Source organism: Mycolicibacter longobardus (assembly GCF_002102265.1).
In the GTDB taxonomy this organism is placed as follows: domain Bacteria; phylum Actinomycetota; class Actinomycetes; order Mycobacteriales; family Mycobacteriaceae; genus Mycobacterium; species Mycobacterium longobardum.
In genome coordinates, this window is sequence record NZ_LQPG01000038.1 from 1 (window position 1) to 21,796 (window position 21,796).

Annotated in this window: 10 protein-coding genes; 6 read left to right on the forward strand and 4 right to left on the reverse strand. The window is 71.8% G+C overall.

The window, feature by feature from the left end:
* From AWC16_RS24500 to AWC16_RS18945, 6 genes are all read left to right on the forward strand, one after another.
* The coding region (locus tag AWC16_RS24500) for a PE family protein (protein ID WP_165759265.1) at nt 1-4,785 on the forward strand (4,785 nt) is incomplete at its 5' end.
* Between the two features lie 717 nt (nt 4,786-5,502).
* Nucleotides 5,503-17,262, forward strand: a complete 11,760-nt coding sequence (locus AWC16_RS25680) for a hypothetical protein (RefSeq protein ID WP_165759266.1) — start codon at nt 5,503-5,505, stop codon at nt 17,260-17,262.
* Nucleotides 17,263-17,360: 98 nt separating this feature from the next.
* The gene (locus AWC16_RS18930) at nt 17,361-17,618 is read left to right on the forward strand and encodes a ribbon-helix-helix domain-containing protein (RefSeq protein WP_085266289.1); all 258 of its coding nucleotides are present in this window, start codon (nt 17,361-17,363) and stop codon (nt 17,616-17,618) included.
* On the forward strand, nt 17,615-17,998 hold the full coding sequence (locus tag AWC16_RS18935) for a type II toxin-antitoxin system VapC family toxin (RefSeq protein WP_085266290.1): 384 nt from the start codon (nt 17,615-17,617) through the stop codon (nt 17,996-17,998). The genes AWC16_RS18930 and AWC16_RS18935 overlap by 4 nt, the downstream gene beginning before the upstream one ends.
* 144 nt (nt 17,999-18,142) lie before the next feature.
* Complete coding sequence (locus tag AWC16_RS18940; RefSeq protein ID WP_085266291.1) at nt 18,143-18,370, forward strand: type II toxin-antitoxin system VapB family antitoxin; 228 nt, start codon at nt 18,143-18,145, stop codon at nt 18,368-18,370.
* Entirely contained in the window at nt 18,367-18,762 is a 396-nt protein-coding gene (locus AWC16_RS18945) for a PIN domain-containing protein (RefSeq protein WP_085266292.1), read from the forward strand. Before AWC16_RS18940 ends, AWC16_RS18945 begins: the two co-directional genes overlap by 4 nt.
* A gap of 2 nt (nt 18,763-18,764) precedes the next feature.
* Here AWC16_RS18945 and AWC16_RS18950 read toward each other — a convergent pair whose 3' ends face one another.
* The 4 genes from AWC16_RS18950 to wzt are packed head-to-tail and all read right to left on the reverse strand — an operon-like array spanning nt 18,765 to nt 21,782.
* Entirely contained in the window at nt 18,765-19,175 is a 411-nt protein-coding gene (locus tag AWC16_RS18950; protein ID WP_085266293.1) for a GtrA family protein, read from the reverse strand.
* A gap of 59 nt (nt 19,176-19,234) precedes the next feature.
* Nucleotides 19,235-20,065 (reverse strand): galactan export ABC transporter permease subunit Wzm/RfbD, encoded by an 831-nt coding sequence (wzm, locus tag AWC16_RS18955; protein ID WP_085266294.1) that lies wholly within the window; start codon nt 20,063-20,065, stop codon nt 19,235-19,237.
* Nucleotides 20,062-20,976 carry a galactofuranosyltransferase GlfT1 gene (gene glfT1 / locus AWC16_RS18960; protein WP_085266295.1) on the reverse strand — a complete coding sequence of 305 codons (915 nt, stop codon included), beginning with the start codon at nt 20,974-20,976 and terminating at the stop codon, nt 20,062-20,064. The genes wzm and glfT1 overlap by 4 nt, the downstream gene beginning before the upstream one ends.
* Nucleotides 20,973-21,782 (reverse strand): galactan export ABC transporter ATP-binding subunit Wzt/RfbE, encoded by an 810-nt coding sequence (gene wzt, locus AWC16_RS18965; RefSeq protein ID WP_085266296.1) that lies wholly within the window; start codon nt 21,780-21,782, stop codon nt 20,973-20,975. The genes glfT1 and wzt overlap by 4 nt, the downstream gene beginning before the upstream one ends.
* Nucleotides 21,783-21,796 lie beyond the last annotated feature (14 nt).

Here is a 21,796-nt window from a genome sequence, read left to right on the forward strand (position 1 = left end):
CAGGGTGGTGCCGGGGGTAAGGCCTCCGGATTCTTCGGCAACGGTGGCAATGGTGGTGCCGGTGGTGCTGGTGGTGCCGGCGGTAACGGTGGCCGGGGTGGTGACGGAGCCGAGGGTGACTGGGTCGCCAGCAACGGCAATGGGGGCGACGGTGCCAATGGTGGTGATGGCGCCAACGGTGGCCAGGGTGGCTCCGGTGGTGTCGCGGGTGCCGGAACGAGCATGGGCTCCTCGGGTGTCGATGGCCTCGGTGGTGTCGGTGGTAGGGGCGGTGACGCCGGAATCGCCGGTGATGGCGGCGCCGGCCTGGATGCGACCAGTGAGCACACCACCGGCGGTCACGGTGGCGACGGTGGCGATTCGGGTGCGATCGGTCACGGCGGCCAGGGTGGTCTCAATGGTGGTTCGACCACCGAGCGTTCGGCCGACGGCGCGGACGGCCTGAAGGCCGATCACGGCGGCAACGGCGGCAACGGTGGTGACGGTTTTGACGTGGCGGCTTACAACGCCGCCCATGCCAATGACATTGGCTTCAAGGCACTCACGATCGCCGGCGGCAACGGCGGCGCCGGGGGCAACGCCGGCTCGGCGGGTAACGGCGGCGCCGGCGGAAACGGTGGTAATGGCGGCGACGGTGGCAAGGGCGGAAACAGCGGTGTCCTGTTGGAGAACGGCCAAGCCGGTAAAGGCGGCGCCGGTGGCAACGGTGGTAACGGCGGCGCCGGCGGCGCCGGCGGTTGGGAGGCCGGGCACGGCGGCGCCGGTGGTATCGGCGGCAAGGGCGGCGCCGGCGGCGCCGGCGGCGATGCGCTGAACCCCAACTCCGGAACCGGTGGCGACGGCGGTACCGGCGGTAAGGGCGGTCTGGGTGGTGCCGGTGGTGCCGGATACACCGGCCAGGCCGGCGTGCAGGGCACCCATGACGGCGCCGGTGAGGACGGCGGCAACGGTGGTGCTGGCGGCGCCGGTGGTGAGGGCGGTGCGGGCGGTAACGCGGGCCACGGCGCCACCAGCAACGGTGGCAACGGCAATGGTGGTGCCGGCGGCAAGGGCGGTGACGCCGGTGCCGGTGGAGACGGCGGCCGCGGCGCCGACGGCGACGCCGCAAACCTCAACGGCGGCAACGGCGGTAACGGCGGTAACGCCGGAACCGCGGGAGCCGGTGGCAACGGCGGCGCGGTAGGCACCGGCGGCACCGGGGGCAATGCCGGCGCCCAGGGCACCGAGGGCAACAGCGTGACCAGCGGCGGCAATGGCGGCGACGGCGGCGACGGTTTCACCTCCACTGCGGCCGGTGCGTCTGGCGGCAACGGTGGTTCCGGTGGTGATGGCGGCAACTACGGCAACGGCGGCAACGGCGGCCAGGGCGGTAACGGCGTGGCCGGCACCAACGGTGTCGGCACCGATGCCAGCGGCAACGGCAACTCCGGCACCAGTGGTGGTTCCGGTGGCGCCGGCGGTAGGGGCGGCAACGCCGGTACCGGTTCGGCGAGCCTGACCGGTGGTGTCGGCGGCAACGGTGGTTCGGGCGCCGACGGTGGCGACGCCGCGGCGGGCAATGCCGGTGCGGCCGGTGATTTCGCCACCGGTGATGGCAATGGTGGTGCCGGTGGCAACGCCGGTACGGCCGGCGCCGGCGGTAACGGCGGCAATGGCGGCCTGGGCGGCATCAACGGCGACAGCACCTCGGCTGCTGCCGGCACCGGTGGCAACGCCGGTAGCGGTGGTGACGGTGCCGCGGGCGGCGACGGCGGTGCCGGTGCCCACGGTGACGCGAACAACATCAACGGTGGCAACGGTGGCCGCGGTGGTGACTCCAGTCAGGGCGGTGCCGCGGGCACGGCCGGTACCGGCTCGGTGACCGGTGGCGCCGGGACCAACGGTGCGGATGTGTCTGGTCCGGCCGGCAACGGCGGCGCTGGTGGTGACGGCTTCACCTCCACCACGGCGGGTGCGTCTGGTGGCAACGGTGGTTCCGGTGGTGATGGCGGCAACTACGGCAACGGAGGCAACGGCGGCCAGGGTGGTAACGGCGTGGCCGGCACCAACGGCGTCGGCACCGATGCCACCGGCAACGGCAACTCCGGCACCAGTGGTGGCGCGGGCGGCTCCGGCGGTAAGGGCGGCAACGCCGGTACGGGTTCGGCCTCGCTGACCGGTGGTGTCGGCGGCAATGGTGGTTCGGGCGCCGACGGCGGCAATGCCGCGGCCGGCTTGGCCGGTGCGGCGGGTTCGTTCGCCACCGGTGACGGCGACGGCGGTACGGGCGGCAACGCCGGTACGGCCGGCGCCGGCGGTAACGGCGGGAACGGAGGTGTGGGCGGCACCAACGGCGACGGCAGCTCGGCGGCCACCGGTGTCGGCGGCAATGCCGGCAGCGGTGGTGACGGCGCCGCCGGCGGCGACGGTGGCACGGGTGCCAACGGCGACGCAGCCAATATCAACGGTGGCAACGGTGGCCGCGGTGGTGACTCCAGTCAGGGCGGTGCCGCGGGCACGGCCGGTACTGGCTCGGCGATCGGTGGCGCCGGGACCAACGGTGCGGATGTGTCTGGGCCGGCCGGCAACGGCGGCAACGGCGGCGCCGGCTATGACAACGCGACCGGCATCGGTGGCGACGGCGGCAGGGGCGGTGACGGCGGCAATATCGGCAACGGTGGCACAGGTGGTGCCGGCGGATCCGGCGGCCACGGTACCGACGGCAACCAGGGCACCCTGGCTCACATCAGTGGCACCGATGGCACGGCCGGTTTCCACGGTGGCATCGGCGGTGACGGCGGCGCAGGCGGCTCGACCTCGGGCAACGGTGGCGCCGGTGGTGTCGGTGGTTCCGGCGGCAGGGGTGGATCCGGCGGCGACGGCCTGGCCGGCACTAACGCCACCGTGGCCGGCGGTGCGGGCACCGACGGCGGATCCGGCGGCAACGGCCAGGCGGGCGGCTACGGCGGTGCCGGCGGCAACGGCGGCGCTGCCACCAACGGGACCGCGGGAGCCAACGGCAACGGCGGCGCCGGCGGCGCGGGCGGTGACGCCGGCACGCCAGGTGATGGTGGCAACGGCGCCAACGGCGACGCATCGGCCGTCAACGGGGGCAAGGGCGGCGACGGCGGCAACGCCGGTACCGCGGGCAACGGCGGAGCCGGTGGCGCGCACGGCACCGGTGGAACCGGTGGCGTCAACGGCGGCGACGGCGCCGACGGGGCCGGCATCACCGGCCCGGCCGGCAATGGCGGTGCCGGCGGTGACGGCTACAACGCCGCCGACGATGCCGGAGCGGCCGGCGGTACCAGCGGCGGCAACGGCGGCACCGGCGGCAACGGCGGCAACATCGGCAATGGTGGCCACGGCGGCGTCGGCGGTGACGGCAAGACCGGTGTCGGCGGAACCGGTGCGGCCGGCACCGCGGGCACCAGCGCCGCTCCCAACGGTGGCGCCGGCGGCCAGGGTCTGGCCGGCGGCAATGGCGGCAACGGCGGTGCCGGTGGCAACGGCGGTTCATTGGTGGCCAACGTGGCGGGCAACGGCGGTGCCGGTGGCAACGGTGGGGCCGGCGGCTCCGGTGGTACCGGTGGCGCCGGGTATGACGCCAGCACCGGATCGGTGGCCGGCGCCAACGGCGGCAACGGCGGTAACGGCGGCGAGGCCGGCTCCGGTGGAACCGGAGGCAACGGCGGCAATGCCGGCACCACCAGCCACGGCACCGTCGGCGCCAACGGCAACGGTGGCAACGGCGGCAACGCCGGAACCGCGGGCGAAGGCGGCCAAGGCGGCCACGGCGCAGCTGGCGACGCCACCACCCCCAACGGTGGCGACGGCGGCAATGGTGGCGATCCGGGCAATGTCGCCGGCACGGGCGGCAACGGCGGAACAGCAGGAACCACCGCCAACGGCGGCGGCACCGACGGCACCGACGGCAGCACCGGAACACCCGCGGTGGGGCCGTCGGGTAACGGCGGCAACGGCGGTGCCGGGTATGACCCGTCGACCGACCCGAACGCTGCCGCAGGCGCTTCCGGTGGTGCCGGCGGCAGGGGTGGTGACGGCGGAGCGATCGGCAATGGTGGCGACGGCGGTGCCGGTGGTAGCGGCACGGCCGGGACGGCCGGCCTCAGCGCCACCGTCGCGGGTCAGTCCGGCACCGAGGGCCAGGACGGTGGCGCGGGCGGCGACGGCGGCGCGGGCGGCCTGGGCGGTTCGCTGTCCGGCGACGGCGGCAACGGTGGTGCCGGCGGCGAGGGCGCCGACGGCGGTGCCGGCGGCAGCGGAGCCAATGGCGCGGACGGCGCGCTGGCATCCGGGGTAGCCGGGAAGGCCAACAACGGCCAGGACGGCGGTGATGGCGCCAGCGGCGGTAAGGGCGGTAACGGCGGCAACGGTGGCGCCGGCGGAACCGCGACAAACGGCACCGCGGGCAGCACCGGAACCGGTGGCAACGGTGGCGACGGTGGAGCCACCGGCACCCCGGGTGACGGCGGTGCCGGCGCAAACGGCGACTCCACCAACCAGCACGGTGGCGACGGCGGTGACGGCGGCGACGTCGGCTACCCGGGCGCCGGCGGCGGCAACGCCGGGACCGGTTCCGGCACCCCGACGGACGGTGACTCCGGTAGCACTCCCACCGGCCCGGTCGGTAACGGCGGCAAGGGCGGTGATGGTTGGAACAACACCGGTCCATCCGGAACCGGCGGCGCCGGCGGTCATGGTGGCGACGGCGGCAACCTCGGCAACGGTGGTGACGGTGGCCAGGGCGGTGACGGTCCGAACGGATCCGGCCCCAACGGCTGAGTCCCGCTCGATAGACCAACGCGGTCACCCCGGCTACGGGGTGGCCGCGTTGGTCTTTTTGCCGTGAAGACGGTCAGGAACGCACCCCTGGCCGCCCGAGGCGGGAGCCCGTGGGAGGAGTTCTCACCATTCACATCGCGGCTCTGACCTGGCAACACACCGGTATCAGATGCCGTTCCTGTGATAAAGCTGTGACAACTCTCGTCAAGCTGACAGGGCCGCGGGGCCGGAGCGTCCCGACGCGATGGTCGCCCTACCGCTCACGTCGTCGGCCGCCATCGCACCCGCACCCGGCAGGCCGTCCGGATATTACCTTTCACCTGCAGCTATATGTCGGCAGCGGAGTACGTTGGCGACGTCGACCGGGTCGGGCGGGCGGTGGCGATGACGTGTTTCACACCCGGCGGGGTATCTGAAGAAAACCTGTCGACGGCCGCGCGACACCGCCGCAGCGCTCCCAGATGATTGTTTGGTCCTTATCTGCGGACGAACGTCCCGCGCAGGTGGTCAGCCTTCCGCGAAACTTTTTTCTGAGAAATCCTCGCAGTATCTGAGAACAAAGGGTTTCAAAAAGCTATCTTCCCAGCTCATGTGGGGTTACTAACCGGTAGTCCGCGATCATGGACTGCGGTTGACGCGATCTGAATCGCTGTTAACCTAAGTCTCACATAAGTCGCTACGCATTCGTTAGCCATCAGTTATTAAGGGGGGGCTCCCGTGGCTCGTCATCGTCAGGACCGTCGTCGCAGCAATCGGGTTCTCGGAGCTGGAAGCGCGGTGGGCGCGTTCCTCACGTTCGGGATGGCTCCACTGGCGGCCGCGCCCGCGGCGAACGCCGACATCGAGGATGTGCTGTTCGACCTGTTCGGACAGGGGTTGAATGACGCCTTCGCCGGCCTCAGCGCCAACTTCGTCGATCTGGACTCCTGGCAGGTGATCCTGGACCCGGTCAGCTGGACGCCCTTCTTCGACGGTCTCGGTGATACCGCCATCTGGGACTCGCTGCTGGCCGACCTGGACTTCAACGCCCTGGCCGGTGCGGCCGACTTCAGCCTGCCGGGCTCGGCGGCCTTCAACTGGAACGACATCAACTGGCTGATGCCGTTCGGCAACGGTGCCGACGGCACGGCCGCCAACCCCGATGGCGGCGCCGGTGGATGGATCTACGGCACCGGTGGTGCGGGTTGGGACGCCGACGGTATCGACGGCATTGTTGGTGGTAACGGCGGCCAGGGCGGTCTGTTCGGCGGCGGGGGCGGCGCCGGTGGTGACGGCTTCGGCACTGGCGACGGCGGTGACGGCGGCAGCGCCGGCTGGTTCGCCTGGTTCAGCAACGGCGGCGTCGGCGGTGACGGCTACAACGGCGGCGACGGTGGCAGCGGCGGCCTGTGGGCGCTGTGGAGCCACGGTGGTGCCGGTGGTAACGGCACCGGTGGCAACGGTGGCGACGGTGGTGGTGTCGGCTGGCTCTCCTCGTTCAGTCACGGTGGCGCCGGTGGTGACGGCTACAACGGCGGCAACGGTGCCGACGGCAGCCTCTTCGGCTGGTGGAGCAACGGCGGTGCCGGCGGTAACGGCACCGTTGGTAACGGCGGCGACGGTGGTAGCGCCGGCACGTACTCGTGGTTCAGCCGCGGCGGTGACGGTGGCAACGGCGGCAACGCCGTCACGCTGGGCACACCCGGCGGCAACGGTGGTGCCGGTGGTGACGCCGCGTTGTGGGGTCTGTTCAGCACGGCCGGTGCCGGTGGTGCCGGCGGCGACGGCTTCACCGGTGTCGCGGGTGCGGCCGGCAGCTTCGCCAACGGTGGCGACGGCAACGGCGGCAACGGTGGCAATGGTGGTGCCGGCGGTAACGGTGGCGCCGGCGGTCGGGGCTCGAACTGGTTCGGCGCCGGCGGTAAGGGCGGCGCGGCCGGTGAGGGCGGTAACGGCGGTGTCGGTGGTCACGGTGCCGATGGCGCTGATGGCACCACCTCCGACGTTGATGGCACCCATGGCGGTAACGGTGGTGCCGGCGGTAACGGCGGCGCGGCCGGCGTGGCCGGTGCGGGCGGCGCGGGCGGGTGGTTCGCCAGTAGCGGCGCAGCGGGCGCGGCCGGCGCCCAAGGCGATGGTGGCATCGGTGGTAACGGCGGCGAGGGTGGCGACGGCGTCGACGGTGCCGACGGTGACGCAGGGACCGCGGCGAGCCCCGACGGCACCGACGGTCAGGCCGGCGGCAACGGCGGCAACGCCGGTCTGGCCGGTGCCGGTGGCCAGGGCGCAGGCGGTCAGGCCGCCAGCGGTACGGCGGGCTCGGCCGGTACCGGCGGTAGCGGCGGGGTCGGCGGCGCCGGCTATGACGCCGCCTCCGACAGTGACGCGCTTGCGGGCACCGCAGGCGGCAACGGTGGTGTCGGTGGCAACGCGGGCGTGGGTGGCCTGGAGGCCGACGGCTCGCGCGCGGCTTCGGGTGTAGCCGGTGTCGGTGGTGATGGCGGCGACGGTAAGGACGGTGCGGCCGGTGCCGCGGGCACCGCGTTGAACCCGGACGGCAAGGCCGGCAGTGCCGGTGGTGCCGGCGGTAACGGTGGCCAGGGCGGCCTGCAGGCCAATGGCACCCGTGCCGTCGATGGCGCCGGTGGTGACGGCGGTGCCGGCGGCAAGGGCGGCGCGGGGTATGACGCTGCCTCCGACATCGGCGCGGCTGCCGGTACCTCGGGTGGTAACGGTGGTGTCGGTGGCGATGGTGGTGTCGGTGGCACCGGTTCCACGGCGGGCCAGCACGGCGCCGGTGGCGTCGGCGGCAAGGGCGGATCGGGCACCGATGGGGCCCACGGCGCAGCCGGTACGGACGGTGACGCCCTCAACCCCGACGGCGGGGCCGGTGGCCATGGTGGCAACGGCGGTAACGCCGGCGTGGGTGGCGCGGGCGGTTCTTCCGGTGGTGGCAACTACGCCGCCAGCGGTGCCGACGGTGCGGCCGGTAAGGGCGGCAACGGTGGCGTCGGCGGTGATGGCTACAACGCCGCCGCCGACCTCGCCGCGGCCGCGGGCACCGCGGGCGGCAACGGTGGTGTCGGCGGTAACGCCGGCCTGGGTGGTCTGCAGGCCGATGGCACCACGCGGGCGGCGGCGGGCAACGCCGCTGTCGGTGGTAACGGCGGCGACGGCAAGGACGGCGCGGACGGCAACCATGGCACCCAGTCCGACCCCGACGGCACGGCCGGCCAGGCCGGTGGCGCCGGCGGCAACGGCGGTCAGGGCGGCCTGAACGCCGACAGCACCCGCGCCGCTGATGGCGATGGCGGTAACGGCGGCGCCGGCGGTCAGGGCGGCAACGGCTACGAGGGCGAGAATGGGACCGCCCCCGGCGAGGCCGGCGAGCATGGCGGTAACGGTGGGGCCGGTGGCGCCGGCGGTGTCGGTGGCACCGGGACCAACGCAGGGACGCACGGCGCCGGCGGCGTCGGTGGGAACGGCGGGTCCGGCGGTGATGGCGCCGCGGGTGCAAACGGCAATGACGGCACCGAAACTCACGTGGACGGCACGGCGGGTCAGGCCGGTGGCGCCGGTGGTAACGCCGGTAAGGGCGGCGCCGGTGGCGTCGGCGGTGACGGCACCACCACCGCCAATGCCGGCAACGACGGTCAGGCCGGCGTCGGCGGTGAGGGTGGCGCCGGCGGCAAGGGCTACGACGGTCTCCACGGCTCCAACACTGGCGTCGGGCGCATCGACGGCACCAACGGTGGTGCCGGTGGTGCCGGTGGCGACGGCGGTCTCGGCGGCCTGCAGGTCGACGGTGTGACCCGGGCGACCCAGGGCGATGGCGGCGCCGGTGGCGCCGGCGGTAAGGGCGGCAACGGCGGCAACGGTCTGGCCGGATCGACGCCGGGTGCCAGCGGCACCAACGGTGGCGTCGGCGGTAACGGTGGCGTCGGTGGCGCCGGCGGCCAGGGCAACGTCGACGGCACGGACGGTCTCGGCGGCGCCGGTGGTAACGGTGGTAACGGTGGCGCGGGTGCCGCCGGTGCGGCCGGCACCGACGGCACGGCCAGCCACGTGGATGGCACCGCCGGCGGTAACGGTGGTGCGGGTGGTAACGCTGGCAAGGCCGGTACCGGTGGCCTCGGCGGCGATGGTGTCACCCAGGCCGGCAACGGAACCGACGGCAATGCCGGCGCCGGTGGCGCCGGTGGCCAGGGCGGTAAGGGCTACACCGGCGCCGCCTCCACCAGTGCCGGTGCTTCCGGTGAGAATGGTGGTTCCGGTGGTGCCGGCGGTAACGGTGGCCAGGGTGGTCTGAAGGCCGACGGCGTCACACGTGTCGCCGATGGTGTCGGCGGTAATGGTGGTGCCGGCGGTACCGGTGGTGCCGGTTACAACGGTCAAGATGGTGACAACGCGACGGTCGCAGGTGCTGCCGGTGGTGCCGGTGAGTCGGGCACCAATGGCGGTAATGGCGGTTCCGGTGGTGCCGGCGGCTCGGGCTCGACGGCGGGCCAGCAGGGTGTCGGCGGCGCTGGTGGTGCCGGTGGCTCCGGCGGTGCTGGCGGTGATGGTGCAGATGGCGCGGGGGGCACCGCGGCGCATGTCGACGGTGGCAACGGTGGCGCCGGTGGCGCGGGTGGTAACGCCGGACAAGGTGGCGTCGGCGGTGCGGGCCTGGGCGGTCCGGCTGCCAACGGTGGCAATGGCACGGCCGGTGTCGGAGGCGACGGTGGTGCCGGCGGTGCGGGCTACAACGGTGCAGCCTCCACCAGCGCAGGCGCTTCCGGTGAAAACGGTGGTTCCGGTGGTGCCGGCGGTAACGGTGGCGCCGGTGGCCTCCAGGTTGGTGGCGGCAATGCCGCCCAGGGTGATGGTGGTAACGGTGGCGCCGGCGGCAAGGGCGGCGCGGGTTACGACGGTGACAACGGGACGGATGCGACCACGCCGGGCGGTGCGGGCGGTGCCGGTGAGTCGGGTACCAACGGTGGTAACGGCGGTAATGGCGGCCAGGGCGGTACCGGTACCAACGACGGTGTCCAGGGTGTTGGCGGCGTCGGTGGCGCTGGTGGTTCCGGTGGGCGCGGCGGTCATGGCGCCGCCGGTGATGACGGCAATGCCGGTCACATTGATGGCTTCGAAGGTGGTTCCGGTGGCGCTGGCGGTAACGCGGGCGCTGGTGGTAGCGGTGGTACCGGTTTGGGCGGTCCGGCCAACGGCGGTGCCGATGGCAAGGCTGGTGTTGGTGGCAATGGTGGCGCTGGTGGTACCGGTTTCGACGGTGCACAAGGCACCCTCGGCGTCGACGGCGGCAAGGGCGGTGCCGGTGGTAACGGCGGCGATGGTGGCGCCGGCGGTCTAGAGGTCGGTGGCGGTAACGCCACCGATGGCGACGGCGGTGACGGTGGCACCGGCGGTGCCGGCGGTGCGGGCTACAACGGCCAAAACGGTGTTGCCGCGGGCGAAAGCGGTGAAGACGGCAGCAGTGGTGGTGCCGGCGGTATCGGCGGCAACGGCGGCTCCGGCGGCGCGACCGGCACCGGCGGCAACGCCGGCAACGGTGGTGCTGGTGGCGTGGGCGGTAGCGGCGGCAACGGAGCCGATGGCGCTGACGGCGACGGCATCCAGGCGGCCGGGAACGGCGGGGCCGGCGGCAACGGCGGCGGCGCCGGGCTCGGTGGTCAGGCCGGAGCTGTCGGCACCGGCGGTGCCGGTAACGGCGCGGCAGGCACGGACGGTGACAACGGCACCGGCGGCAGGGGCGGCGACGGCGGCATTGGTGGCTACGGCGGTGACGGGGGCACCGGCGACCAAGCCGGAACCGGTGGCGACGGCGGTGACGGCGGCCAGGGCGGTTCCGGAATCGGAGGCGTCGGGGGCGGCGAGGGCGGCACCGGTGGTCGCGGCGGTCACGGCGGTGAAGGTCAGGGAGTGGTCAACGACCACGCACAGAGCGGTGGCACCGGTGGGACCGGCGGTCGCGGCGGCGCCGGAACTGACGGTGGCGCCACCGGCGACGGCGGCAGCGGCGGCAACGGTGGTGACGGTGCCGCGATCGGTACCGGCGCCGTCGCCGGAGCCGGCGGAACCGGCGGAACCGGCGCTACCGGTGGCGGCTACGGCGGTGGTGGCGGCGGTGGTGGCGGTGGCGCCCGCGTCGAGGGCACCAACGGCGGCGTCGTCACCGACAGCACTGCCAACGGTGGTGCCGGTGGCAATGGCTCTAACGGCACCACCACCGAGGCCGGCGCCCACGGGGGTACCGGCGGCTACGCCGACGTCAACGCCGACGGCGCCGGAAGCTCCATCGACGGCAGCTCGGCCGTCGCCGGTGATGGCGGCGCGGCGGTCGGTGCCAACCCTGGCTACGACGGCGCCAACGCGTCGGTGTCCGCGACCGACACTGGCACCATCACGAACAGCTCGGCGACCGCCGGGCAGAGCTCAGAGACCGCGACCGGCGGCACGGCCACCATCACCGCGACCGGTGCCGGCAGTACCGTCGCCGACTCGGATGCGATCGGCGGTGACGCCGGTGTGGGTGACGCCAATGGCGGCGTCGGCGGCAAGGGCGGCGCGGGCACCATCGTGGCCAGTGACGGCGGCGCGGTGAGCGATGCCACGGCCACCGGTGGTGCCGGTGGTGTCGGCAGCGACGGCGGTGCCGGTGGTGGCGGTGGTGAAGGCAGGGTTTCGGCCACGGCCGCCGGTGCCACGGCTGACGGCACCGCTACCGGTGGTGCCGGTGGCGCGGGCAGCACGGGTGGTACTGGTGGTGCCGGTGGCCAGGGTGCCATTTCTGCTTCGGCTGCCGGTGCCACGGCCGGCGGTATCGGCACCGGTGGGGCCGGGGGCGCCGGCAGCGACGGCGGTGTCGGTGGTGCGGGTGCTCAGGGTGGGGCGTTCGCCCAGCGGGTCGACAGCACCGCGGACGGTACTGGGATCGGTGGCGCCGGCGGGAACGCCGACGGAGTCGGCAGTAAGGGCGGCGTCGGCGGCGGCGGCTGGATCCAGACCGGCTACTCCCCCCAACCGACGCAAGGCGTGAACAGCACTGCCACTGGATATGCCCTCGGTGGTGCCGGCGGCGAGGCGACGGGCGGCGGCACCGGCGGTGCCGGTGGCATGTCCACCGTGCTCGCCTTCGGGAACGACTCCGATGCCTCGGGCACCACCTACGGTGGCGTCGGCGGTGCGGGCATCGACGGCGGTAAGGGCGGTGCGGGGGCGCTCGGCCAGGTGGTTGCCCAGGGCAACGAAAGCGAGGCCATCGGCACCGCCACCGGCGGTGACGGCGGCAGCGGCACCGGCGCGGGCAACACCGGCGGCGACGGCGGCCGCGGCATCGTCAGTGTGGGGAGCTCGGCCGGTCTTGGTGTCGACAGCTCCGTCCAGGGCACCGCGACCGGCGGTAACGGCGGGGCCGGCCTGGGCGGGGTCGTCGGCGGCAACGGTGGGCAGGGCATCCTCACGGTCGGCGGCGCCGCGGGTGGCAACAGCAGCATCAGCGACAGCACCGCGACCGGCGGTCACGGCGTGACCGGCGCGAACGGCGGTGAGGGCAGGGTTTCGACCACCGGCGCCGGAAGCACCGTTTCCGGCGGCAGCGCCGCCGGCGGTGACGGCAGCGCCGGCGGTGCGGGCACCAATGCCACGGTGACGGCTGCCAGTGGTGGTGAGATCACGAACAGCTCCGCGACCGCGGGGGTCGGCTCCGACACCGCAGTGGGCGGCGGGGCCACCGTCACCGCGACCGGTGTCGGCAGTACCGTCACCGACTCGGATGCGATCGGCGGCAACGCCGGTGCGGGCGACGCCAACGGCGGCCTCGGCGGCAAGGGTGGCGCGGGCACCATCACGGCAAGTGGCGGTGGTGACGTCAGCGACGCCACGGCCACCGGCGGCGCCGGTGGCGCCGGCAGCGACGGCGGAACCGGCGGTGTCGGCGGCGAAGGCAGGGTTTCGGCCACGGCCGCCGATGCGACAGCCAGCGGCACGGCCACCGGTGGTGCCGGTGGTGCCGGCAGCACGGGTGGTACTGGTGGTGCCGGTGGTCAGGGCGCCATCTCCGCCTCGTCTGCTGGTGCCACGGCCAGCGGTATTGGCACCGGTGGGGCCGGGGGCGCCGGCAGCGACGGCGGTGTCGGTGGCGCCGGCGCTCAGGGCGGGGTGTTCGCCCAGCGGGTCGACAGCACCGCCAGCGGCACCGGGATCGGTGGTGCCGGCGGCAGCGCCGACGGAGCCGGCAGCAAGGGCGGTGCCGGCGGCAGCGGCTCGATCCAGGCCGGCTTCCTGTCCTACAGCGCGACCAACAGCACCGCCAGCGGATTTGCCCTCGGCGGTGCCGGTGGCTGGGCGACCGGCGGCGGCACCGGCGGTGTCGGCGGCTCCGGCAACGTGCTCACCGCCGCCGACAACTCGACGGCTACCGGCAGCGGGTACGGCGGCACCGGTGGTGCGGGCATCGACGGCGGCAAGGGTGGTGCCGGCTGGACCGGGCAGGTGCGCACCCTGGGTGGCGAAGGTTCGCAGGCCAGCGGGTCCGGCACCGGTGGCAACGGCGGCGACGGTATCGGCGCCGGCAACGACGGTGGTGCGGGCCGGCCGGGTGCGGTCTACGCGAATGGCGCCTTCAGCAAGGCCGACGGCAACATGACCGGCGGTAACGGTGGGACGGGTCAGGGCGGTGTCAACGGCGGTGGCGGCGGTGAGAGCGTCATTCGGACCAATGGTGTCGGTGACGTCGCTACTGGCATCACCGGCGAGGCCGCTCACGGCTGGACCGGCGGTCAGGGCAGCAGCTCGAACGTCACCACCAGTGGCGGAACGGTCACCGACAGCAGCGTGATCGCCGGTGCCAGCACCGACGGCGCCAGCGGCGGCGGCGCCAACATGAACGTCACCGGTGGCGGCGAGGTCTCCAACACCCACCTGACCGGTGGTGACGCCAGTGCCACCGCCGCCGGTGGTGGAGCGACCTTGACCGCCAGCGGCACCGGCAGCACGATCGAGGACAGCTCGGCCACCGGTGGTGACGCCGGCGGCGTTGGCGGCGCAAATGCCACTTTGAACGCCACCACGGGCGGCCAGATCATTGACGGCCATGCCACCGGTGGTAACGCCGGCAACAACGGTGCGGCCAACGACGGCATCGCCGGCAAGGCTGGTGCTGGTGGTGTCGCCACGATCGCTGCCAGCAACGGTGGCACCGCCGGCGGTTCAGCGGAAGGCGGCCACGGCGGCGACGGTGGTGCCGGTAACAGCGGCCTCGCCGGCGGCAACGGTGGTAGCGGCGGCACGGCCACCATCACGGGTAACGGTGGCACGGCCGATGGTGCGGCCACCGGCGGCCGCGGCGGCGACGGCGGCGATGCCAATGCGGGCAAGGCCGGGGCCAACGGTGCCACGGGCGGTGCCGCGTCGATCACGGCACTCGACACCAGCAGCGCCACGGGCACGGCTGTCGGTGGCGCCGGCGGGACGGGTGCCTTGGCAGGCACCGCCTCCGGAGTCGGTGGTGCTGCGACGATCTCCGCCGACGGTGCCAGCATCGTCGAGGGCGGAACCGCGACCGGCGGCGCCGGTGGTGTCGGCGGCACCGCCAGCGCCAGCGCGAACGGTGGCGCCGGCGTGGCCGGTGGCGCCGCCTCCATCAGGGCGCAGAACGGCGGCACGGTGACCAACACCGTTGACGGCAATGGCGATGACACCACCACGGCTACCGGCGGCAACGGCGGTAACGGTGGTGACGCCCTCGGCGGCAAGGCCGGAGGTAATGGTGGTGCGGCTGGCACGGCCACCATCACGGCTAACGTCGGCACTTCCGGCGGTGCGGCGACCGGCGGCTCCGGTGGTACCGGTGGCGACGCCACCGCGACCGTGGCCGGCTTGGCCGGCGGTGCGGGTGGTTCCGCCACGGTCAGCGGCACCAACGGTGGTACAGCTAACGCCACCAGCGGTGTCGTCGCAGGTGACGGCGGTGACGGTGGTGCCGTGACCGGCGCCGTCGGCGGTGCCGGTGGCGCCGCGACCCTGTCGGCCGACGGGAGCAACAGCGCGGCCAGTGGTGGCGCAGCCGGCGGTGACGGCGGCAATGGCGTCCTGGGTGCCGGGGCGGCCGGTAGCACCGGCTCGGTGACAGCCACCAACGGTGGTGTGATCACCAACAGCACCGCTACTGCCGCTGACAGCGTCGATGGCAAGGCCGGTGGTACGGCCACGATCACCGCGACCGGTGCCGGTAGTACGGTCGTTGACTCGGACGCGATCGGCGGTAACGCGGGTGCGGGCGACGCCAATGGCGGTGTCGGCGGTGTCGGCGGTGCGGGCACCATCACGGCGAGCAATGGCGGCGGGGTCAGCGACGCCACGGCCACTGGTGGTGCCGGTGGTAACGGCAGCGACGGCGGCAAGGGCGGCGCTGGCGGTGAGGGCCTGGTGAGGGCGATAGCCGACGGCGCCACGGCTGACGGTGAGGCCACCGGCGGTGTCGGTGGCGCCGGCAGCACCGGTGGAACTGGTGGTGCCGGTGGTCAGGGCGCCATTTCCGCCACAGCGGCCGGTGCTACGGCCAGCGGCACGGGCACCGGTGGTGCCGGTGGTGCCGGTACCAACGGCGGTGTCGGCGGTGCGGGCGCTCAGGGTGGGGCGTTCGCCCAGCGGGTCGACAGCACCGCGGACGGCACCGGGATCGGTGGCGCCGGCGGAAACGCCGACGGTGCCGGCAGTAAGGGCGGCGCCGGCGGCGGCGCCTGGATCCAGACCGGCTTCTATGCGGGCGGCGTGGACAGCACTGCCACCGGGTATGCCCTTGGTGGTGTCGGCGGCGAGGCGACTGGTGGCGGCACCGGTGGTGTCGGCGGCGGGGCCAGCACACTGGCCACCGGAAATGACTCCGAGGTCTCGGGCAACACCTACGGCGGTATCGGCGGTGCGGGCATCGACGGCGGCAAGGGCGGTGCGGGCGGGCTCGGCCAGGTGGTCGCCATGGGTAACAACTCCGAGGCAGCCGGCACCGCGACCGGCGGTGACGGCGGCAGTGGCACCGGTGCCGGCAACACGGGCGGTGATGGCGGTCGCGGCGTCATCGGTGTGGGCAGCTCGAACGGCAACGGCGGTAACGGCAGCTCCGTCGAGGGCACCTCGACCGGTGGTAACGGTGGGGCTGGCCTGGGTGGCGTCGATGGCGGCAAGGGTGGACAGGGCATCATCTCGGTCAGTGGCACCTCGACCGCCAACAACACCATCAGCGGCAGCACCGCGACCGGTGGGCACGGTGCCACCGGCGCCAACGGCGGGCTAGGCGAGGTAAGGGCCAACGGCGTTGGAAGCACTGTCCTTGACAGCAGCGCCACCGGCGGGAACGGCAGCGCTGGCGGTAACGGCAGCACCGCTTCGGTGGTCGCCAACAGTGGTACCAGCATCGAGGACAGTTCCGCGACCGCCGGGGTCGGCTCCGACACCGCCGTCGGCGGCGCGGCGACGATCACCGCGACCGGTGCCGGCAGCGCCGTCACCGACTCGGACGCGATCGGCGGTAACGCCGGTGCGGGTGATGGCAACGGCGGCGTCGGCGGCCAGGGTGGTGCGGGCACCATCACGGCAAGTGGCGGTGGTGAGGTCAACGCCGCCACGGCCGCCGGCGGTTCCGGTGGCGCCGGCAGCGACGGCGGCCAGGGTGGCGCCGGCGGCGCAGCGGGTGTTACCGCTACCGGCGGCACAGTCACCGGCACCGCTACCGGCGGCAGTGGTGGGAGCGGCACCGGCGCCGGCAGCATCGGTGGCGGCGGCGGTTGGGCCGAGATGCAGGCTGGCTACTCCGGTAACACGCCTCCCACCGGTGGGACCGTGAGCGGTAGCGCTACCGCCGGCAACGGTGGTGTCGCCACCAACGGTGGGCAGGCCGGTAACGGCGGTGCTGCACTGGTGATGGCTGCCGGGCCTACCGGTGTTGCCGACGCTCAGGCCACGGGCGGTAACGGCGGCGACGCCAGCGTTGCGGGGGCTATTGGTGGCGCCGGTGGGTTCACCAACGTCGCCGGCTTGAACGGGAGCATCACCGGCGGGGTCGCGACCTCCGGCAACGGTGGCGACGGTCTCGGCGGTAACGGTGGCGATGGCGGTATGGGCTGGATTCAGGCCTATGACCCGTCCGGAGCGGCCGGAACTGAGATCATCAACGGCACCTCGGCCGGTGGTAACGGTGGCGACGGCGGTGTCGACGGCACCAACGGCGCGGTCGGCGGCAACGGCGGCAACGGCGGCAACAGCACTTTCTGGATGTCTGGTGGCCAGACCTCTACCGGTGGGGTCAACTCTGGTGGCCTCGGCGGTAACGGTGGTGCCGGTGGTGACGGCGTCGGCGGCGTTGGCGGCAAGGGCGGCAACGGCGGCGTCGGTGGCGACGTGAACGGCACGCTCGGCAACGGTGGCAATGGTGGCAACGGCGAGGACGGCGGGAACGGAACTCCCGGCCTGCCCGGCGCCAATGGGGCGGACAACCCGTAACCTCCAACCGCCAACGCCACGGCCCGGTTGCAAGACCGGGCCGTGGTGCGTTTGCCTGTCTGGCTCCCCTACGCCCACTATGATGTATATTCTGGTGTATGCGCCGGACCAACATCTATCTCGACGAGGAGCAGACTGCGAGCCTCGATCTCCTGGCGAAGCAGGAAGGTGTCTCCCGCGCAGAGCTGATCCGCCGGTTCGTCGACCGGGCACTCGCCGGCGCAAACCCCACCGTGAACGCCGATGTTTCCGCGATCGAGCAGTCCTTCGGTATCTTGGTCGATCTTGAGGCGCCGGAACGAGGCCCTGGTGAACGCCAGCGGCACCTGACGCGGATCTGGGATCGCCAGCGGTGATCCTTGTCGACTCGGATGTGCTCATCGCGCATCTTCGGGGGTATTCGACGGCCCGCGACTGGTTGATCCGGGCTCGGCGCACCGGTCCGGTGGCTCTCAGCGTGGTCTCCGTCACCGAAGTCTCAGGCGGAATGCGCTCTGCGGAGCGAAGTGCGGTGTGGCGCTTGTTCTCGGCGTTTCACATCGAGCCGGCAACCGAGTTGGTGGCCCGTCGCGCCGGTGAGCTGATGCGCCAGTACCGTCGTGGCCACAACGGTATCGGACTGGGTGGTTACCTGATCGCCGCAACAGCTGATGTCAACGGGCTGGAGTTGGCCACCCTGAACGTGCGGCACTTCCCGATGTTCCCCGGCCTGGAACCGCCCTTCACGCCGGCATGAGGTCAGCGGACCCGGCCGGCTCTTACCGCAGCCCCATCGATCGTGGCCGCGTTGAGTCGCTCATAGGCGGGCAATTTCCCACATATGGTCCCGGCTGGTCCCTCGGATGGTTTTATATGTACGTAGAATGCATAGTATGTATGCATGACGGTTCGGCGGACGACGATCGAGTTGGATGAAGACCTGGTGCGTGCTGCGCAATCCGCGACCGGGCAGACATTGCGCTCAACTGTCGAAGAGGCGCTGCGGCTCCTGGTGGCAGATGCTGAGCGTCAAACGAGTGCACGCCGCCGCCGGGTCGCCGACCACATCGCACAGGCCGAAGCGCAGGTTGACGTCGATGTGTTGCGCGCCGACCAGGCCTGGCGATGACAGTCTGGCTACTGGACAAGAGCGCACACGTGCGACTGTTGGCCGGGAAGTCACCGCCGCCGGATATCGACTTGGCCGACCTCGTGATCTGCGAGATTGGCGAACTGGAGTGGTTGTATTCGGCGCGATCGGCCTCCGATTACGACAGCCAACGCGCATCTTTGCGTAGCGCGTTTCGGGTTTTGGCTGCGCCAACCGATATTTTCCAGCGGGTCCATCTTCTACAGCACGATCTGGCCCACCACCGCGGGATGTGGCATCGGACACCGCTGCCGGATCTGTTCATTGCTGAAACCGCCATCTACCACGGTGCCGGCGTATTGCACCGAGATCGCGACTATGCCCGAATTGCCCAGGTGCGGCCTGGATTTCAGGCCCGCGAGCTCGACTGAGATCAGCGCACTCGAAAGATCAGCGTCCGTTGCACGACGAAGTTGATGACGGTCGCGGTGCCCTGCGCGATGACGAACGCCACCGGCAGCGCCCAATGCTGATAGTCCAGCAGCCGCAGAACCAGATGGTTGATCCCCACCTGGACCGCGAACGTCAAGGCGTACAACGCCATTACCGCCGCGAATCGACCGGTACTGGCCGAGGATTGGAAGGTCCAGCGCCGGTTGATCAGGTACGCGGTAGTGGTGCCGGCGATGAAGCTGCACGCCTTGGCCAGGTCGACTTTGATGCCGGCGCCCAGGTACAGCAGCAGGTACAGCCCGAAGTCCACCACCGCCGACAGCGCCCCGGTGATCAGGAATCGCCACACTTGGGTGGACAGGTGCAGATGACTGGGTTTCGTCTCGGCCACCTGAAAAGTTTAAGCAGCGTCCTACGCTCCGCGGCTCATGCCGGGCCGAGCGAAAACGCCTACACCCAGTACGCCACCCGCGCCCGGTACTGGCGCATCACCGCCGCGGCCACCGCCCAGCCGACCGCGGTCAGCACCAGCACCACCGCCCAGTGCCGCAGCGGCTGGTGTGCCCCGAGCAGCGGCGCCCGCACTATCTCCAGGTAGTGCATCAGTGGGTTGAACTCCACCACCGTCGTCCAGCGCGACGCCCCCTGTGCCCGCAGCGTGTCGTAGTTCCAGATGATCGGCGTCATCAGGAACAGCAGCTGCACCACCGAGAACAGCAGCGGCGCTATGTCGCGGTAGCGGGTGGCCAGAATCCCGAAGCACAGCGACACCCACACGCAGTTCAGCGCGATCAGCAACAACGCCGGTATCACCGAAAGATCGGCCCAGGACCAGGGTTTGGGGAAGATCAACGCGATCGGCAGGTAAATGACGATGTTGTGGGCGAACAGGATCATCTGCCGCCACACCAACCGGTAGACGTGCACGCTCAACGGTGTCGGCAGCTGTTTGATCAGCCCTTCGTTGGCGACGAACACATCCGCGCCCTCCAGGATGGCCGCGTTCAAAAGGTTCCAGACGATCAGTCCCAGCGTCACGTACGGCAGGTGCACCGCCAGGTCCAGGTGGAACAGCTTGGAGTACAGCCCGCCCATCGCCACCGCCGTGGTGGCGGTGCCGATGGTGATCCAGAACGGGCCCAGCACGCTGCGCCGGTAGCGCTGCTTGATGTCCTGCCACCCCAGGTGCAGCCACAGCTCATGGCGGCGGAACCCGTCTACCAGGTCGGCCCGCGCCCGCGCAAACGTCTTGGACTGGGCGGCGACATCGGTGAAACTCATTGCTGCTCCCCGGGTTTGGTGAACTGCTCCCGACGCCCCAGCCGGCGCAGCCGGGCCCATTCGATCAGGCCGGCCGGATCGCGGCGCGTCACCAGAAAGAACCAGCCGAACCGCAGCCACTCCTGGATCAGCAGCCGGCGCATCCCGGGCTGGGACATCAGGTAGCCGCGATTGCGGTAGGTATAGAAACGTTTGGTGGCGCTGTCCGGGTATTGCGCGTGCATCTGGCCGGCCAGGATCGGCTTGAACTCATCCGATCCGCACGGGTGCAGGTAGGCCGCCTTCAGACAGGTGCCGAACGCCAGACCGGACCGCGCCAGCCGGCGGTGCACCTCCACCTCGTCGCCCCGCATGAACAACCGAAGGTCCGGCACCCCCACCGCGTCCAGGGCGTCGGCGGTGAACAGTGCCCCGTTGAACAGCGAGGCGATCCCCGGCAGCAGGTCGTCATCGCCACTGCGCAATTCGCTGACCTCGCGCCGCCACACCAGCCCGCGTCGCAGCGGGAACGCCAGTCGGGACGGGTCGTCGATGTTGCAGACCATCGGCGACACCTCATCCAGCCCGTGTTTGGCGGCGCAGGCCAGCAGCGCAGACAGCACACCCGGGTCCGCCGGGCGCCCGTCGTCGTCGGCCAGCCACACCCAGTCCGCGCCCGCCGCCAGGGCGTGCAGCATTCCCAGCGCGAAACCCCCTGCGCCACCCAGGTTTCGCTGCGATCCCAGGTAGGTGCACGGCACCGGTTGCCCGGCCACCAACTCGGCCACCGCGGCATCGTTGTCGTTGTCGACGACGATCACGTGGTCGGGCGCACGGGTCTGGGTCACCAGTGCCTTCAGCGACTCGGCCAGTTGCTGCGGCCGTCGGTGGGTGACCACAACTGCATAGACGGCGTAGACGGTTTCGGTCACACCTGATCCCCGGCCTGCGTCTCGGCCAGCACCTCGCGCACGTGCCGGGCGGCGTCCGGGCCCTCGTAGGCGCCGACCACCTCCTCGATACCACCGGTCATCTTGACGGTGCCGTGGTCGATCCACATCGCGGTCTTGCACAGCCGGGCCAGGAATTCGTTGGAGTGACTGGCGAACACCAGGATCCCGGACCGCTCCACCAGCTTCTGCAGCCGAGTCTGGGCCTTCTTCAGGAACTCGGCGTCCACCGCGCCGATTCCCTCGTCCAGCAACAGGATCTCCGGGTCGATGCTGGTGACCACTCCCATCGCCAACCGCACCCGCATCCCGGTGGAGTAGGTGCGCAACGGCATCGCCAGATAGTCGCCCAGCTCGGTGAATTCGGCGATCTCGTCGACCTTGGCGGCCATCTGCTTACGCGTCTGTCCGAGGAACAGCCCCCGGATGATGATGTTCTCGTAGCCGGAGATCTCCGGGTCCATGCCCACCCCGAGGTCGAACACCGGCGCCACCCGCCCGACCACCGATGCCGATCCGCGCGTCGGCTCGTAGATACCCGAAAGCAGCCGCAGTAGTGTGGATTTGCCGGCGCCGTTGTGCCCGACCAAACCCACCCGGTCGCCCAGCGACAGTGACATGGTGATGTTGCGCAGCGCCTCGACCACCACCACGTTGGAGCTGTTGCGTCCGATCGCCCCGCCGGCCTTGCCGAGGAACGCTTTCTTCAGTGAACGTGACTTGGCGTCGAAGATGGGGAACTCGACCCACGCGTCATGGGTCTCGATATGCGGCTCGGTGCTGGACACGGCAATACCGTTGT